Annotated in this window: 16 protein-coding genes; 6 read left to right on the plus strand and 10 right to left on the minus strand. The window is 40.8% G+C overall.

The window, feature by feature from the left end:
- Positions 1–131 precede the first annotated feature (131 nt).
- From ACWIWK_RS00225 to ACWIWK_RS00240, 4 genes are read left to right on the plus strand one after another with little or no spacing between them, the layout of a single operon-like run.
- Positions 132–1,040, plus strand: a complete 909-nt coding sequence (locus ACWIWK_RS00225; protein ID WP_454149750.1) for a hypothetical protein — start codon at positions 132–134, stop codon at positions 1,038–1,040.
- Between the two features lie 11 nt (positions 1,041–1,051).
- Positions 1,052–1,939, plus strand: coding sequence for a hypothetical protein (locus ACWIWK_RS00230; RefSeq protein WP_454149752.1), 888 nt, complete (start codon positions 1,052–1,054; stop codon positions 1,937–1,939).
- A 51-nt stretch (positions 1,940–1,990) separates the two neighbouring features.
- The gene (locus ACWIWK_RS00235) at positions 1,991–2,887 is read left to right on the plus strand and encodes a hypothetical protein (protein WP_454149754.1); all 897 of its coding nucleotides are present in this window, start codon (positions 1,991–1,993) and stop codon (positions 2,885–2,887) included.
- Between the two features lie 46 nt (positions 2,888–2,933).
- On the plus strand, positions 2,934–3,683 hold the full coding sequence (locus ACWIWK_RS00240) for an SDR family NAD(P)-dependent oxidoreductase (RefSeq protein ID WP_454149756.1): 750 nt from the start codon (positions 2,934–2,936) through the stop codon (positions 3,681–3,683).
- 87 nt (positions 3,684–3,770) lie between these two features.
- Here ACWIWK_RS00240 and ACWIWK_RS00245 read toward each other — a convergent pair whose 3' ends face one another.
- The 9 genes from ACWIWK_RS00245 to ACWIWK_RS00285 form a co-directional block, all read right to left on the minus strand.
- Complete coding sequence (locus ACWIWK_RS00245) at positions 3,771–4,034, minus strand: hypothetical protein (RefSeq protein ID WP_454149758.1); 264 nt, start codon at positions 4,032–4,034, stop codon at positions 3,771–3,773.
- Positions 4,035–4,116: 82 nt separating this feature from the next.
- Positions 4,117–4,566, minus strand: coding sequence for a restriction endonuclease (locus tag ACWIWK_RS00250; protein ID WP_454149760.1), 450 nt, complete (start codon positions 4,564–4,566; stop codon positions 4,117–4,119).
- Positions 4,567–4,583: 17 nt separating this feature from the next.
- Positions 4,584–5,063, minus strand: coding sequence for a hypothetical protein (locus ACWIWK_RS00255; protein ID WP_454149762.1), 480 nt, complete (start codon positions 5,061–5,063; stop codon positions 4,584–4,586).
- Positions 5,057–6,721, minus strand: coding sequence for a saccharopine dehydrogenase family protein (locus ACWIWK_RS00260; RefSeq protein WP_454149764.1), 1,665 nt, complete (start codon positions 6,719–6,721; stop codon positions 5,057–5,059). Before ACWIWK_RS00260 ends, ACWIWK_RS00255 begins: the two co-directional genes overlap by 7 nt.
- A 47-nt stretch (positions 6,722–6,768) precedes the next feature.
- Positions 6,769–7,116: a MarR family transcription factor RrpB gene (gene rrpB, locus ACWIWK_RS00265; protein WP_454149766.1), complete on the minus strand. Its 348-nt coding sequence runs from the start codon at positions 7,114–7,116 to the stop codon at positions 6,769–6,771.
- 107 nt (positions 7,117–7,223) lie between these two features.
- Entirely contained in the window at positions 7,224–8,789 is a 1,566-nt protein-coding gene (locus tag ACWIWK_RS00270) for an ArsB/NhaD family transporter (protein WP_454149768.1), read from the minus strand.
- Between the two features lie 31 nt (positions 8,790–8,820).
- Positions 8,821–9,489, minus strand: a complete 669-nt coding sequence (locus tag ACWIWK_RS00275) for a BsaWI family type II restriction enzyme (protein WP_454149770.1) — start codon at positions 9,487–9,489, stop codon at positions 8,821–8,823.
- A complete protein-coding gene (locus tag ACWIWK_RS00280; protein ID WP_454149772.1) occupies positions 9,489–10,919 on the minus strand; it encodes a DNA methyltransferase in 1,431 nt (476 codons plus the stop codon). The genes ACWIWK_RS00275 and ACWIWK_RS00280 overlap by 1 nt, the downstream gene beginning before the upstream one ends.
- 111 nt (positions 10,920–11,030) lie before the next feature.
- A complete protein-coding gene (locus ACWIWK_RS00285) occupies positions 11,031–12,302 on the minus strand; it encodes an MFS transporter (protein WP_454149774.1) in 1,272 nt (423 codons plus the stop codon).
- Positions 12,303–12,570: 268 nt separating this feature from the next.
- Here ACWIWK_RS00285 and ACWIWK_RS00290 point away from each other — a divergent pair, with 268 nt between their 5' ends.
- Together ACWIWK_RS00290 and ACWIWK_RS00295 are read left to right on the plus strand one after the other, a co-directional pair.
- Complete coding sequence (locus ACWIWK_RS00290; RefSeq protein WP_454149776.1) at positions 12,571–13,770, plus strand: hypothetical protein; 1,200 nt, start codon at positions 12,571–12,573, stop codon at positions 13,768–13,770.
- A 7-nt stretch (positions 13,771–13,777) separates the two neighbouring features.
- A complete protein-coding gene (locus tag ACWIWK_RS00295; RefSeq protein ID WP_454149778.1) occupies positions 13,778–13,933 on the plus strand; it encodes a hypothetical protein in 156 nt (51 codons plus the stop codon).
- A 123-nt stretch (positions 13,934–14,056) separates the two neighbouring features.
- Here ACWIWK_RS00295 and ACWIWK_RS00300 read toward each other — a convergent pair whose 3' ends face one another.
- Positions 14,057–14,518 carry a hypothetical protein gene (locus ACWIWK_RS00300; protein ID WP_454149780.1) on the minus strand — a complete coding sequence of 154 codons (462 nt, stop codon included), beginning with the start codon at positions 14,516–14,518 and terminating at the stop codon, positions 14,057–14,059.
- Positions 14,519–14,784 lie beyond the last annotated feature (266 nt).

Raw genomic sequence — 14,784 nt, forward strand, 5'->3', positions numbered from 1 at the left:
GTAAAAAGCTCCCATAAAATTACATAATCACTCAAATATGTTTTTTTTTTTTTTTGCATTATAATTGTATAATCATATATATGATAATGTTTTGTTTTGCAAAGACAATCTTTGAATTTTAAGGAGCGCAAATGCCAAAAACACAACCACTTTTACAATTCTTTAATGCGATAGCAATGTCATTAAGCCTTGCTCTAAGCTCTCTTAGTGCCACCAGCACGGAGAACTACTCAAAGTGGCTCGCTCGCATTGGTGGAGAGGTGGATTATATCCGCCATAGCACAGAGGGTATGTGGATGCACGGGGCTGGCACGAGCTGGATTATCCAAACTGCCTATATCAAAAAGCAAGTAAAATTAGAGCTTGATTTGCAGTTTGGACGATCACCTATGGATATACACGGTTCGTATGCCACCTTTGCAGTGGATACAAGTCCTATAAAAAACGAGCCACGATTTAATCGTTTTAGTGGTGCAAGCACACTCTATCTCAATGCTGCATTCAAAGTTGGGTGGAATATCTTAGATAGTATAGAAGACCCACTCTATATCAATCTAGGTTACAATACGGGTGATGTTTTCCTCCATCACTCTCGTGGCTATCCTATTATCTTTGCGCAACAGAGCGTAGCCTTGTTTATAGAAGCTGAAGGCAAAAAGAGTATCAACGATACATTTGCCATAAGTTATCTTGGAAGAATAGGATACTTAGGTGCTATCACACAAGTGCAGGGATCTGATGATATTCAACAAAAAGATGTAGTAAATCTCGAACCTTTGAATAATGAAGCTGGCTTTGAGGCGTGGGCAAGTGTAGGCTTCACTTATGCACTTAGCAAAAAGGTGAGCTTTTTTACGCGCCTCAATGCGAAGTATTTGCATTTACCAGCTACGCGTTCTGCTCAGCTCACCACCATTACAAATAGCTATCCAAATGGCGACCCGCTTGATACAGGCATAGTGAGTAACCAAGTCTTTAATGTCGCCTATCCTAAAACCTATCGACTTTTTGCTGGGATAAGTCTTGGCTTTGAGTTTTAAGGAGGTGGCAGATGAAAGCATTGATAACATTCAATCAAAAATTTACAAAGTTTTTCCTTATTGGTGCGTTGTCTTTGAGTTTTTTGGCTTCATTGGCACAAGGTGCGCAAGAGCTCATTAAAGATGGATTCTATCGCCACATTGGCACGGGAATCTCCTACTATCGCTATGGCGAAGTGGATACATACAACAATGACGCTTTTGTAATGCGTATAGAATCTCCTATGCTTAATGCTTCAGGCAATATGGGCTATGTCTTTCCAAACGGGATAAAACTTGATGGATATGCTGATGTCAATATCTCTTTATGGGCGTTTTACACAGGGCATACCCGTGATGAGAGGAATCCAGCTAATGATGGAAAAAAAGCAACAAGCCCTGAGTTTAACTCATATTATAGATTCCAAGGGCTTGTGGGGTATAACTTCTTAAATGGAGTAAGTGAGAGGACAACGCTTTACCTGCAAACAGGGACAGCCTACTTCCTTAGTCGCACAGATTCTCAAATGATAGAGCGTTTGCAGGGCTATTTCCATATTCCATTGCAACTAGAAGCAGAAATTATGCTTTCCAACTCACTCGCGCTTAACATTATGGGTGGAGTAAATTGGGTGCTCTTTGGCAATCACTTAAGTAAAGGCACGCGCGAGAATTCCACAGGGAATCTCAATGTAACGCAAAGAGATGGGCTCTTTGGCGCGAGTGGTTTTGTGGGATTGCGTTATAGGACGAAAGAGGGCAATATCAATGCAATAAGGCTTATGTATGAATACCTTAGGGCTGGAGATTCTCCACCTAGTGGCATAATATACACTTGGGGAGCTACGCAACCTACCCGCTATATCGAGCCCAAAAACAGCACGCATATTATTAGCTTGCAATATTTTTGGAGTTTTTAAGAACGCCATTTGCTTTAAGACTTTTTAAGTTAAAGTCTTAAAGGGATAACAATGCCAACACGCATAAACAAATGTTTTGTATTTTTATGGATTGTTTGGACTTTTGGAGTGGCAATCCTCCAAGCGCAAACTAACCAAGTTGATGTTAAGATTGAGTTAAAAAGTGATTTAGAGCAAGCACTTGAGTTTGCTCTAAATTATGAAGAAGACTATAAAGACCAAGCACTAGGATTCTTAAATACCCATTATAATATCTTACTTGAGAATCAAGGGGGTATTTGCGCCCTGTGTAATGCACGCGAACCAAAGTATTGTGAGCTTATTGAGCGTGTGTGCTATGTCTCACTTGATGCCCCACCCGCGACAAACCCCAATAAAATTGGCAAGGGCACATTTTTGATGAATAAAAAAGAACAACAAATCTATGATACACTCGGTAAAAAACTTACCGAACAAGGCGAAGAAAATCCCCTTACATTTATCGCTAATCGTGGCGGATTTTTAGTATTAGGATTCCCAAAGACTTCTCCACAAGAGGGCTTAGACTTTGAGCGTGATGTGCGCGTGGGCTATGAATTTTTACGCAAAAACTTGCAATACTTAGATAGCGAGCACAAAAATGTGCTTGATGAAAATATGATGAAGACACTCTTTTGGGGAGCGTGGATAGATGAGCACACAGCCTGCATAGCTAAAAGACTGCCAAGCTTTGATATGCTTCTAAGCAATGGCGTTACAAAAGATTCTATCCTTGATATGCCACAATTTGGCGAAAAATGCAGTGGCGGAAGCATAATGGGCTATGTCAATGCAGACACCTTTGTCATCGCACAGATTTATAGCCAGCAATACTACTATGGCGGGGAATATTATCTCAACTCAATCATATTTGTAAATGACGGCGATATGATGTATGTGTTTTTGCGCTCAAACCCACCGCCCGCATAAATCAAACAACCCAGATTCTCTGCATTTTATAAATTAGGAGGGCAATATGACGGCATTTATCACAGGAGCGAGCTCTGGCTTTGGCAAAGAATGCGCGAGAGAGCTCGCTAAACTTGGTTACAAAGTCATCGCACTTGCACGCAGAGAATCTCGCCTCCAAGAACTACAAAGCGAATTTAGCGGACAAATCCACACTATTTGTGTTGATGTGCGTGATAAAAAATCAGTGTTTGAAGCACTTGAGACAATCCCACAAAACTTTCGCGATATTTCCGTGCTGATTAACAATGCTGGACTTGCCCTAGAAACACTAGAGTTTGATAAACTAAGTATCGAGGATATAGACACAATGGTTGATACTAATATTAAGGGATTTTTGTATGTTGCACGCGCCGTGATTCCGCTTTTACGCAAGCAAAAAAGTGCGCATATCTTTAATCTAGGCTCGGTAGCTGGGCGCACGCCATATTTTGGCGGAAATGTGTATTGTGGCACAAAGGCTTTTGTCGGGCAGTTTTCACTTGCATTGCGTAATGACTTGCGTGGAAGTAACATTAAGGTAACCAATATCGCGCCCGGACTTTGCAAGACAGAGTTTAGCGAAGTGCGATTCAAAGGTGATAAGAAAAAAGCAGATGCGGTATATGAGGACACAAAATACCTAAGTGCAAAGGATATAGCACAAGTAATATGTGCGATTCTCTCCTTGCCAGAGCATATCAACATTAACGAAATTGAGTTAATGCCCGTTACGCAAAGCTGGGCTGGATTTCATTTAGAAAGATACCCACTTTGATGTTTTTTTGATTCTGCAAATTTTTACTTGTATTTGTGTTTGGGCACATTATCATTTGGATTATCTGGGTCATAAATTTTGTGTGTTTTACTCGGGCGGATTTTGTTGTCTAGAATCTAAATAGTTCGCGCTATCAATCGTGGCATTATCACTCGCATTTATAATGCCTTTTGGCAATGCTTTTTGCAAAGCGATTTCTCCATCGCTACAATCCGCACCCAAAATCAGCGCGCGCAAGACTTTGTCAATATATGCGTCATTTATTGTGCTATCATCGATTGGTGCGTGTGGTTGCGCCCACATAATAGAAACAAAAGCGCATATAAGCGCGATTTTTGCAAAAAGATTCATTTTGAGAAGCCTCCATATTGTTTTGTGTGAAATTATACTAGAGGATTTTTATAATCCTTGATTTGTGTGATGCTATAAATCATTACTTTTTATACGCAATAACTAGATATTCCATCTCATTTTCCTCGACAAATTTTTTCACGCCATAATCGATATTTTCGCAACTCGTTACAAACACACGGCGAATAGTTTTGTTGGCAAACACGCGTTGATTTTTTTCGATATAGCTCGTGCAATCCCCTAAAAAAATCCGCAACTGCTCTTGTTTGACTTGTGTGCGTTCCCAATTTTTGCACTGAATCAGCACCGCCTCATCGCCCTTGTATGCGACTAAATCAATGCCATTATCACTTTTGCCCTCTTTTAGCCCCTTAAAATACACTTTGTAGCCGTTGTTTTGGTATTCTTTGCCGATTTGGAGTTCGTATTTATCGCCTTTTTGTTTGTTGTCAAAATCAACATATTTCTTTGATTTACGCCTTTTGCGCGGTTTTATAAAAAATCGCAAAATTTTAATAAACTTAAAAAGCATTTATTTTCCTCATTTTTCTAAATTCCCTTCAAACGATATGGGCAATACCTGTTTATATCTATGGTTTTGTGTTTATCTTTTGGTAGATTATACCACGCAGTTACTACAATATTTTGAGTAAGAGAGAGAACAATGCAAAGATTTTGCTTTCCTAAAGTTGTTTGTAAGACTTTGTCATCTCGCAATACTAACCTTTCGTCCCATTTTTGTTCATCTTTTAAATAAGTCATATTGTATTCAACAATCATATTGTTACACCCCCCCCCCCCGCATTTCAATTTTGCTTGATAAAGTAAATTATCAATATCTTGCTTGTTAAAACTGATAGTTTTTTTGGCAAGCAAATGTTTATCAATGGCTGTTTTTGATATATCTATTTTGTTAAATTTATCAATCAAAATCTTTAGTCCTTTTCCATCTATTTGGCTTATGTGTCGTTTAAGCTGTCTGGTATTAGCTTTTTTTACATTGCCTATGTTATTTTCTGCTTTTAGCATTTATTCCGTCCGTCTTCTAGGATTTTTGGCTTACCATTTGAGTCAAACTCCACTACGACATAAGGCAATCCTTGCGTATTTAGTTCTGCCATAAACAAGTCGGGGTCGTTTTGCTCCATATTCCAAACCCCCGCGCCTTGAAATTCAGCTTTTAGCGAAAAATCGTGGAGTGCTTCGCCTCGCTGTCTTGATGGACTATTTGTCCTATCTTCGTTGCTCGGCTCGCACAACCCCGATTTTTCATCTAAAATCTTAGAATTTCCTGCCTTATTGACATTTTTAAAATCTCCGCAGGATACCTCCGCAGGATTCCCATTTTTTGATTGCAATTCCACTGCATTATCAATGCCTTGCCATTCCCCGCCTTTTGGCATATCATCGTTATTTGAGTCATTTGCCGTTTTCTCACAATTTATCCCCCATTTGCCCTCACAGATTAGCTTCGCGCCTATCATCGCAGGCACGCCTGTGGTATAGCTCACGCCCTGTGCACCGACTTCCTCGTAGCATTTTTCGTGCTCGCAAATGTTGTAAATGTAGATTGTCCGCTCTTTGCCCTCTTTTATGCCCTTTATGTAGCAGCCGATATGCGTTTGCCCTTTGGTGCGTGGGGCGAGACTCGCTGGGTCTGGCAGGAGCGTTTTTAGCACTTCGATAGGCACGATTTTGCCCCCTTTGTGCGCGACTTCATCGATTCTTAAAAGCCCGACATTCTCCAAGCATTTCATATGGGTGAGATAGGATTCGCCAAATGTCATAAAAAAGCGGATTTTGCGCAAGCCTTTAATATTGCGGATAAGCGATTCTAGCTCCTCGTGGTAGAGCAAGTAGCTGTTTTTCACTCCCACGCCTAGATAATCCCACTCTTTCATAAGTGATAATGGGGCAATGTCTCTCCACTGCCCACCAAAGTAGCTTTCATTTTGCAAATCTTGCGTGTTTGATTCTAATGCAAAATGCTTTTCGCTTCGCTCAAATTTGCGATAGATTTTATCCTCTTGCAAATCTGGATTTAGCGTGAGATTCGCCTCCAAACTCGTAGAATCCGCCCCATTTTTTACCCAAAATCTCCCCTTGCTACTCACCTCACGCAAGTTAATTTCAGGGTTAAAATTTGTCGCAAACGCATATCCGTGGTCGCCTGCATTGCAGTCCAAAATATCAATGCTGTGAATCTCATCAAAATAATGCTTTTGCGCGTATGCACAAAAGACATTCGTAACGCCCGGGTCAAAGCCACTGCCAAGTAGCGCGAAAATCCCCGCTTCCTTGTAGCGCGTATCATAAGCCCACTGCTCTTTATACTCAAAATGCGCGCTATCGGGGTGCTCATAATTTGCCGTGTCTAAATAATGCGTGCGAGTGCGCAAGCACGCCTCCATAATCGCCAAATCTTGATAGGGCAACGCCACATTTACCACGAGTTTTGGGCGGTATTTTTCTATCAAAGCCACCACCGATTCCACGCTATCGGCATTTACCTCATCGATTTGTATCTCGCCAAAGCCCTTTGCGCGGATAGATTCTGCGATTGCTTGACATTTACTCAAAGTGCGCGAAGCTAATATGATTTTTGAAAATACACGCCTATTCATCGCTATTTTATGCGCGACTACGCCACCTACGCCACCTGCTCCGATTTGCAATACACACGCCATTATTCACTCCTTGCGCTATAAAATTTATAAAATTGTAACAAAATCTTTTATAAATGCCCTTGATACGCTCTCCCAAAATGCTCCAAACTTGCTAAAACTGCACTTAAATCCGCACCCAAAGGCGTGAGCGAATACTCCACTTTTGGCGGGACTTCGGCATAGACTTTGCGTTTGATGATTCGCGCATTTTCTAACTCACGCAGATTTTGGGTTAGCACATTTTGGCTTATGATTTGATTTTTGCTCGCGCTTATGGATTTTTTTAGCTCTCCAAATCGCTTTGTCCCGCCTAGCAAATCACGCACGATTAGCATTTTCCATTTGTTGCCGATTAAGTTTAGCGTGGTTTCTATCGGGCAGGGCGAAAAGAAATTTTTGCTGTATAATTTTTTCATCACAAATCCTTTGAATCTAAAATTAAAAATTGCGTGATTTTAGCAAAAATTTGCTTTTTAAGATTCAGCTTTGGATTCGCACATTTATGGGTAGGATTCGCGTGAATCTATGCGCTTAGCCATAGCCCAGCACACGCGCAACATAGCGTAAATGGCGTGAAAATAAGCGCGTATTTGCAATAACGCCAAAAGCCAAAAGTTATCCCCCTTTGGGACAAAATCGAGCTTTTAGCAAGCAGTGATAGCCAAAGCAAAGTGCAGAGAGAGCCGATAGGGGTTAGCTTTGAGCCGATATTACAGCCTAGTAAATGCGCATATACAAGGTTTTGTTTGAGATTTGTATTTATACCAAAGTCAATACTTGCTAAACTCAAAGTGAACAAATGCGGTTTTTCTCCAAAAAAATGCGCAAAAGGAAAAGGTGGAAACATCTCGTGTATCGTTAAATTGCCAAAAAGCACCATAGGCAAATTATTAAATATACTTGAACCAATCGCACTAGCAACACTAACGCCAAAAGTGCTACTAATTGCATCGTGGGATAGCCCGCTTAAAAACACATCAAATGTGAGCTGAAGCTCCGTTTTTGTAAGCGCGGATACCACCACAAAGAGCCCAAAGACAAAGATGATAATCCCAAAAGGCGCGTTTTTTAGCGTGGATTTTGCCTTGCTATGCGACTTACGCCACAGAGTAAAAAGCAAAATCCCCGCATAGATTCCGCAATTCACACTCAAAGGCAGAGCAAAATGCGTGGAGAGGAAAAAACTTGCTACAAACACGCAAAGACACGCACAATGCAGGGCAAAAAGTTTGTTTGAGAGTTTGGGTTTGAGCGGGGTGCGAAAGTAGATTTTTGCCGATAATGGAGCGCGAAATACGACTAAAAACAACGCGATTGCGCTAAGAATGCCAAAGAGATTTGGCAAAAGCATCGCTCGCGCAAAATCGCCAAAGCCTATGTGGTAGAATCTTGCGGTGATTATGTTGGTGAGATTTGAGATGATAAGCGCGTTTGAGCTAATGTCGCACATAAAGGCGGTGGCAAACAAAAAGGCGATGAGTTGGAGGTTTGTCGCGTTGCGAGAGCGCAAAAATACCCCTAGCACAAGTGGCGTAAAAATCAAAATCGCCCCGTCATTTGCTAACACCGCGCTTGTAAGAACGCAACAAAGAATGAGTAAAATAAATGCTTTGCGCGTGTTTATGGCAAATTCGCCCTTTTGCACTCCAGCATTGTCGTTTTGAGCAAGCAAAATATCTTTTTCTTTGTCATTCTGAGCGAACGCAGTGAGCGAAGAATCTCTATTGTTTGAGGTTTTAGAGATACTTCGGGCTATGCCCTCAGTATGACAAGTCAAATCCTCGCAATGCCAAGAATTAGTTTTTGCCTTTTTTACGGAATATTTTACGGCACAGATTTTTAGCACCCAAAAAATCAGCCATTCAAAAAATCCAAACGCCTGTAAGCAATAGCTAATCACAATAAGCGCGATGAGGGTGAGCGCAGAATCCCAAATAAGCAAAAAGATAAAGCCCAAATCGCGTAGCTCCACAAGCCCAAGTGCGAATGTCGCCACCGCACCAATGCTAGAATACACCCAAATGCCAAATCCAAAAGGGCGACGCAAAATACAAAAAAGTGTAAGGGCGAAAATAATAAAAGCTAACATTTACATTCTCGTTTGCATCGCGACCAAAAAATTACAAAATCTTTTTTAAATCGCTAATAAATTCTGCAAATAACTTTATCTTTTTGCTAGGCTCAAAATCTGCGCTACTTAAAATATAGCACCCATCGGTATCGACCTCACAAATTGCCCTGCCTTTTTTAGCAGGACTTTTTACGCGCAGGGTTTCGTCCTCATCAAGCGTGATAAAAAAGACTTTAATATGCCTTGTCATGCTAGATTCTAGCAATTTAAGTTTCCAATATCCTGTTTGGGCTATGCGTTCGCGCAAAGTAACCTTGCTTGATAGAACAGCAATAATTTTGCAAGATTTTGGCTCAAAAACCACCATATCCACATCGGGCAAGTGCATACCAAACTCACCATAATCCACGCAAAGATTGCGTTTTATCATTTCTAAATTTTTAGGTAAGTTTTTGGTTGTTTCTAGTTTGTTGCCATTGATGATTTCTAGCCCCAAATTTCGCACGCTATCAGCGATTATGTATTCGATAAGTTTTTCTAAATTTTTCCCCTTAAATGCCCTCCAAGATTGCTCGGTATCGTTTATACCTTTTTGCAAGGCAAAATCTCTATGGATTTCCTTTGCTTCCTTAAAAATTTGCGAGAGATATTTATATGTCTCATTGCCAAATTTTGCTTTTTTGTTTTCATAAAGATTTATTAAGTCCGTGATAGTCATTACTTCTCCATTATCAAAATGTATTCGGTGGGATATACGAGTTTATCGGTATTTTTTGTTTTTGCAAATCGTCCTGTTTTAGAGTCGCGTGTGGAGGGGAGCATTTTTGATGGGATTTCTCGGTGGATAATATTGCACATTTTAAAGCCTAAATTTTGCATTTGTTCAGCAAATACTTCCGCGTTTAAAATCTCAACTCCCCTAAATTCTGTATTGCCAATTACTATGCAGGCTTTTGATTTTGGTTTTAGCACACGATACATTTCTGCAAATGATTGCAACATATCAGCATAATAGCATTGCACTTCAATAGCTTTTTTGCCCTTAAGTTGCGTGATGATATTTTGTGCGATTTTACTTTGTAAATCCGTGTTTGGTAAAGAGTTTTCTCTAAAACTACTGCCGATAAATTTTTTTCTAAATTCGCTTAGATTATCCAAAAATCCAAGCCATAGACTTGGTAGCTGGTGCAAATCGGCATATTCATAACTCGTTACATACGGAGGACTTGTAATGATAAGTTGGACTTCGTTGTCTTTAAGTGGCAAACACCTAGAATCCCCACACGAAAGATTTAAATGTTTGTCAATATTTGTGAGCGTATTTGCATCAAGCATTTGGTTAAATTGTTCGTGTTTTTTTATCATTTTTTTTGCTTGAGTTAAAAATAGTGTGTAGCAATCTGCATCTTTTTTGTGTAAATCTCTTGTGGGTTTTATGCTTTTTTGTAGCCAAATCGAGCAGGTTTTTAAAATCTGAGCAAAAGCGACTAGATAAAAATCTTGTATATCTTTATTTTCAATCCCTAAAATGTGCGTCAAAATTTCTTTAAGTTCGCACTTTTGCTTTGACTTAAACCAATAATCAATGCGCTCATTTGAATCGATATTTTTTAGATTTTGGATATTGTTACATTTTGCTTTCTTCTTAGAGTTGTTTTGTGATGATTTTTGAAAAAATAGCGAGTTTTTATCATCATTTGAAAACTTCACTGACAACGCGCTAAACTCTTGCTTCAAAAGATTTATATCTAAGGGCGTAGTTTTTACCTTTGCGACAAGATATGCGATTTGATTTATATCTACCCCAGCGCAACGGCGATTATGCACGAGGGTTTCTACCATAGTCGTCCCACTCCCCATAAAAGGGTCAAGCACCAAGTCCAAAGGCTTACTATATAGTTTAATTAGTCGTGAGGTAAGTTGAGGGATAAATTTTGCAGGATAGGTATAGTAGCTGTGCGTGATATAGGCAGTGTCTTTTTGTGTTTTATCACTAAACGACCACGAATAATCAATGGGAATCGTGCGAAAATCTTGTAAATTGATTGTATTATTTTGTGAATTTTTTTGCGTTGATAGCGAAAAATCTAATCTAGATTCTAGATTTTGCTTATATTTTTCATCATATTGTTGTGCTACTGAAGTCATTAAAAAATGTCCTTTTAGTGAATTTGTTGCCATTATATTATGTTTAGATTAAAAAGCGTAACCAAATCGCAATTATACAAAACTTTGCCTATTTATTTTCGCTAAGGTTTTTCAAACGGATTTTATCCCAAAGAGTTTCTTTGAGAGGGCGCACCATAAAATGAGTCCGCATAGTGCCACGCTTCCTAAAAAAAGATACGCGCTAAAGTAGCCATAATATTGCGCGAAATACCCGCCTACGCCATTGCTTAACGCCCCGCCAAGTCCCCCGCAGGTAAGCGCAAAGGCAAGTCCTGCGTTGATATGTCCGCTCCCACGCAAGATAAGCGCGACCACTACGGGTAAAACTACCCCGCTAACCCCCGCTCCCACGCCATCTAAAATCTGCACGACTATCATCGCTGCTATACTATCAAAATGCGCTGCCACGCCCCCGCGAATGATGAGCGCGAAAAAGCAGGCAAAAAAGAGCCAAAAATAGAGTTTAAATTCTGAATCTTGCGTAGATTTTGGCGCGGGATTTATGGAATCTAACTTATAAGAATCTAATTTTTTTAAAAATCTCCCGCATAGATACGCCACAAATATCATCGTGCTTTGTGCGATGAGAATCGTAGCTGCGGCATACGCGCCACTTGAATCAATGCCTAGCCTTTGCGCCCTTTGGCTTAGTAGCGGAAGCATTGCGGCATTGCTAAGGTGGAAGCAAAACATTATTATGCTTAGAAATAGCACGCGTTTATCGGTAAATAGCGCGATTAGGCGCGTGGGTTTGGGTTTAGGTGTCGCTTCAAAAGTCGCTTTGCTACAAATATCGCCCCGCGCAGTGAAATCATCGATAGACTCTCGCTTTATGAGTGTCAAAACCACAAGCGAAATCCCCCCAAGAGTCGCCGTAATCACAAACACGCTCACAATGCCAAAATACAGCGCAAAGCAAAAGCTAAGTGCCGCGCCAAACGCTGTCCCTGCGTGTTTATAGGCTTCGTTTCGCGCCGTTTGGAGCGGATAGTCGCGCACACCGACAATGCCAAGCGTGAGTGCGGCAAACGCAGGGGCTAAAAACACCCCGCTAAGCGCGACTAGCCCTTGTGCGATAAGCGTGAAAATAAATGAGGGAAAGAGGTAATTAAGCGTGCAAAATGTGATGATAAGGGCGATAAATGCGCCTATAAGCTCTTTTTTGCGCGTGGTTTTATCCACTAAAATCCCGCAAGGCACGCCAAGTGATAACGCGATAATGTGTGAAATCCCGCCGATAAGCCCGACTTGAGATTCACCAAAGCCATTTTGGAGTAAAAATACGCCCAAAAATGGTCCCAAACCATCGCGCACATCAGCGACAAAGAAATTGAGCCACGCTAAGAGATTACTAGGATTCATTTGTGTCCTTTAAGTAAATAGCCTGCTTGCTATAAGGTCTTGCCAATAATTTTACGATTATAGCACCAAACATCGCAAATACAAACCAAACAGAGCGCAATATAAAGCCTTTTTGTGAGATTCGCACAAAAATCTAAAAGCCAAAAATTTATGCAATTTGCACTTCAATAAAACTTCACATTGACTACACAAACGCAAGGTAAAATTTCGCCCGTGAATCTAAAAATCTAAAAAATAGATTCACAAAAATTACATTAAGGAGTTTAAAATGAAGTATTTTGTAGCAGTGATTTTAGGCGTATTTTTAGCCCAAAGTGTGGCGTTTGGCGCAAAGGCAGAGAGCGAGCATCCGCCACTAAGTGAGAGCACCAAAAAAGCAATCGCGCAATATAAGAGAAATCCTAGCGAGGCAAATAAGCAAAACTTGCTAGATTCGCTAAATGCAAGCTATGATGCCGTCATCGCGCAGAAAAAAGAAAAACTTGCCACCCGCGAAAAAGAGCGCGAGAAAAATATTAGCGCGTGGCTAAATGGCATAAAGCGTGGCAAAAACCCGCCATTTATGAATTTGGAAACGGATAACAACAAAGGCAATGAGCGCGAAATCGTGGCAAAAGCGATAAGCGCGTATAATCAAAATAAAAACGCGCACAATGAAAAGGCGTTAAAAGAGGTGTTGAGTGCGTATTATGAGGCGTTTTTAGAAGAGCAACGAGTGCATATCAAAGAGACAGAGGATTTGCGCGAGGAGCGCATAAAGGCGAGTTTTGAGCGATTCAGTAGCGAGCGATTTATGCTCTCAAAGGGCGGGAAAAATAGCGCACAAAATCTAAGCAAAGATGAGATTTTAGCTGAAATCATCGCAAATTTTATCAATGTGGGCGCGGAGTTTGTGCCTGTAAATCCAGAATCTCGAGTGCGTGAGCGCAAATTTAACGCGCTTATCAATGACGCACAAAAGGCGTATCTGCAAAATCCTAGCAAGGAAAATAAAGCAAAACTGCGCGAAGCGATAGCAGAAGCGTATAATGCGGCGTTACAAGCGCGAATCCAAAGCGTGAATCAATCAGCAAAAAAGGGCGTGAGTGGCGGGGCGAAGTTGCTTGAAAAAATGCAAGATAGCGCGTTTTTGGACGAGCAGTTTAGCGAGCTAACGCAGCAGCGCAATCTCTATGGGCGAATCGATAGGATTGTCTCTTTTGGGGGCAACACAGCGGATAATTTCACGCCACGCGCAAAGCAGGATTCTATGCGACTTGCCACCGCGCTAAAAAATGGCGATAAAAATGCGATGTCGCGGGAGTTTAACGCGCTATATGGCAAAATGCTAGACGCGCAAAAATCGCAGTTAGATTCAGCACAAAAAGGGCTTGATAAGCTAGTCGATGAGTGTTTGGAGTCGCTTATAGCTACGCCACAAGCGCAATCTAACCCACGCAAATCGCCAAATAAACCACCAAAAAGGTAGGTGTGAAATGTATGCGAAAATTTTGCTTTGCGTGGCTTTGGGTGTGCTTTGGCTAAATGGTTGTAGCGCGAGTATCGCGCGAAAGGCGGTAGTCAAAGAAACGATAATTGTATCTTCAAAGCACAAAACACACAAGCACCACCATAGGCATTATAGATTTTAGGAGATTTGTAGTGTGAGGCAAATGAAAATTTGCCCCAAAATAGGGGATTGCGCGATTTGTGAGGCAATGCTAGTGAGCCATTTATAGCTTTTAGCTTTTACACTGCGATTTTGCCCATTTTGCTTATTTGCGTAACTCTTTATAAAGCGCGTCTTTTAGCTCCAGCTCCTCTTTGGCACGCCACACGCTTTCTTCTAGCTTGTTTTTATCGAGGGCTTGCTCGTTTTGGTGGATTTGGTTTAGCAAATCTTTGGTTGTAGCCTCATCGTTTTGCGCTTTTGCGTGGTGGAGTCGCACTTGTAATATTTTCTTTTCTAGTTCGAGTTTCTCGCGCTCATCGCGGAATCTTTGCGTGGCTTTGTGCAAACTATTGTGCAATTTTGCTTCAATTTGCAGTGCGCGAATCTGCGCTTCTTTACTCGCATTTGCAAAGATTTCTGGCGCAATTCCCTTTATGCGTGGTAATTCTGCGCCTAGCGGGGCGAATCCAGCCTCGTGTGATGGGCGCGAATCGTGCGGTTTAGCAGTCGCGCTTATGGCGATAATCGCGCTAGAGAGTAGCGCAGTAGCGATAAAATGTCTCATTTTTTGTCCTTTGTATTAAAATAAAAGCGCGATTATAGCGAAATTTTGCTGTTAGATTTGGTGTTTGATTCGTGCGCTTTCTAACTTTTTCACACAAATTTTAAGTAATTACATTTTGATTAGCAAAAATTTTTAAAAAATTTTCCTTAAATTTTATCCTATTTTACGCAATAGTCCTAAAAATTATACTACGATATAAAAAAATACCTACTTGATTTTATAATATTGCTTTTATTATAATTCCGCCACGCTAACGCAAAAATTTT

This window comes from Helicobacter sp. 23-1048 (genome assembly GCF_053654545.1).

What these genes read in the sequence shown, in the direction of transcription:
- ACWIWK_RS00225 (WP_454149750.1), top strand. Translation starts at nt 132, where the DNA reads ATGCCAAAAACACAACCACTTTTACAATTCTTTAATGCGATAGCAATG.
- ACWIWK_RS00230 (WP_454149752.1), top strand. Translation starts at nt 1,052, where the DNA reads ATGAAAGCATTGATAACATTCAATCAAAAATTTACAAAGTTTTTCCTT.
- ACWIWK_RS00235 (WP_454149754.1), top strand. Translation starts at nt 1,991, where the DNA reads ATGCCAACACGCATAAACAAATGTTTTGTATTTTTATGGATTGTTTGG.
- ACWIWK_RS00240 (WP_454149756.1), top strand. Translation starts at nt 2,934, where the DNA reads ATGACGGCATTTATCACAGGAGCGAGCTCTGGCTTTGGCAAAGAATGC.
- ACWIWK_RS00245 (WP_454149758.1), bottom strand. Translation starts at nt 4,034, where the DNA reads ATGAATCTTTTTGCAAAAATCGCGCTTATATGCGCTTTTGTTTCTATT.
- ACWIWK_RS00250 (WP_454149760.1), bottom strand. Translation starts at nt 4,566, where the DNA reads ATGCTTTTTAAGTTTATTAAAATTTTGCGATTTTTTATAAAACCGCGC.
- ACWIWK_RS00255 (WP_454149762.1), bottom strand. Translation starts at nt 5,063, where the DNA reads ATGCTAAAAGCAGAAAATAACATAGGCAATGTAAAAAAAGCTAATACC.
- ACWIWK_RS00260 (WP_454149764.1), bottom strand. Translation starts at nt 6,721, where the DNA reads ATGGCGTGTGTATTGCAAATCGGAGCAGGTGGCGTAGGTGGCGTAGTC.
- rrpB (WP_454149766.1), bottom strand. Translation starts at nt 7,116, where the DNA reads ATGAAAAAATTATACAGCAAAAATTTCTTTTCGCCCTGCCCGATAGAA.
- ACWIWK_RS00270 (WP_454149768.1), bottom strand. Translation starts at nt 8,789, where the DNA reads ATGTTAGCTTTTATTATTTTCGCCCTTACACTTTTTTGTATTTTGCGT.
- ACWIWK_RS00275 (WP_454149770.1), bottom strand. Translation starts at nt 9,489, where the DNA reads ATGACTATCACGGACTTAATAAATCTTTATGAAAACAAAAAAGCAAAA.
- ACWIWK_RS00280 (WP_454149772.1), bottom strand. Translation starts at nt 10,919, where the DNA reads ATGACTTCAGTAGCACAACAATATGATGAAAAATATAAGCAAAATCTA.
- ACWIWK_RS00285 (WP_454149774.1), bottom strand. Translation starts at nt 12,302, where the DNA reads ATGAATCCTAGTAATCTCTTAGCGTGGCTCAATTTCTTTGTCGCTGAT.
- ACWIWK_RS00290 (WP_454149776.1), top strand. Translation starts at nt 12,571, where the DNA reads ATGAAGTATTTTGTAGCAGTGATTTTAGGCGTATTTTTAGCCCAAAGT.
- ACWIWK_RS00295 (WP_454149778.1), top strand. Translation starts at nt 13,778, where the DNA reads ATGTATGCGAAAATTTTGCTTTGCGTGGCTTTGGGTGTGCTTTGGCTA.
- ACWIWK_RS00300 (WP_454149780.1), bottom strand. Translation starts at nt 14,518, where the DNA reads ATGAGACATTTTATCGCTACTGCGCTACTCTCTAGCGCGATTATCGCC.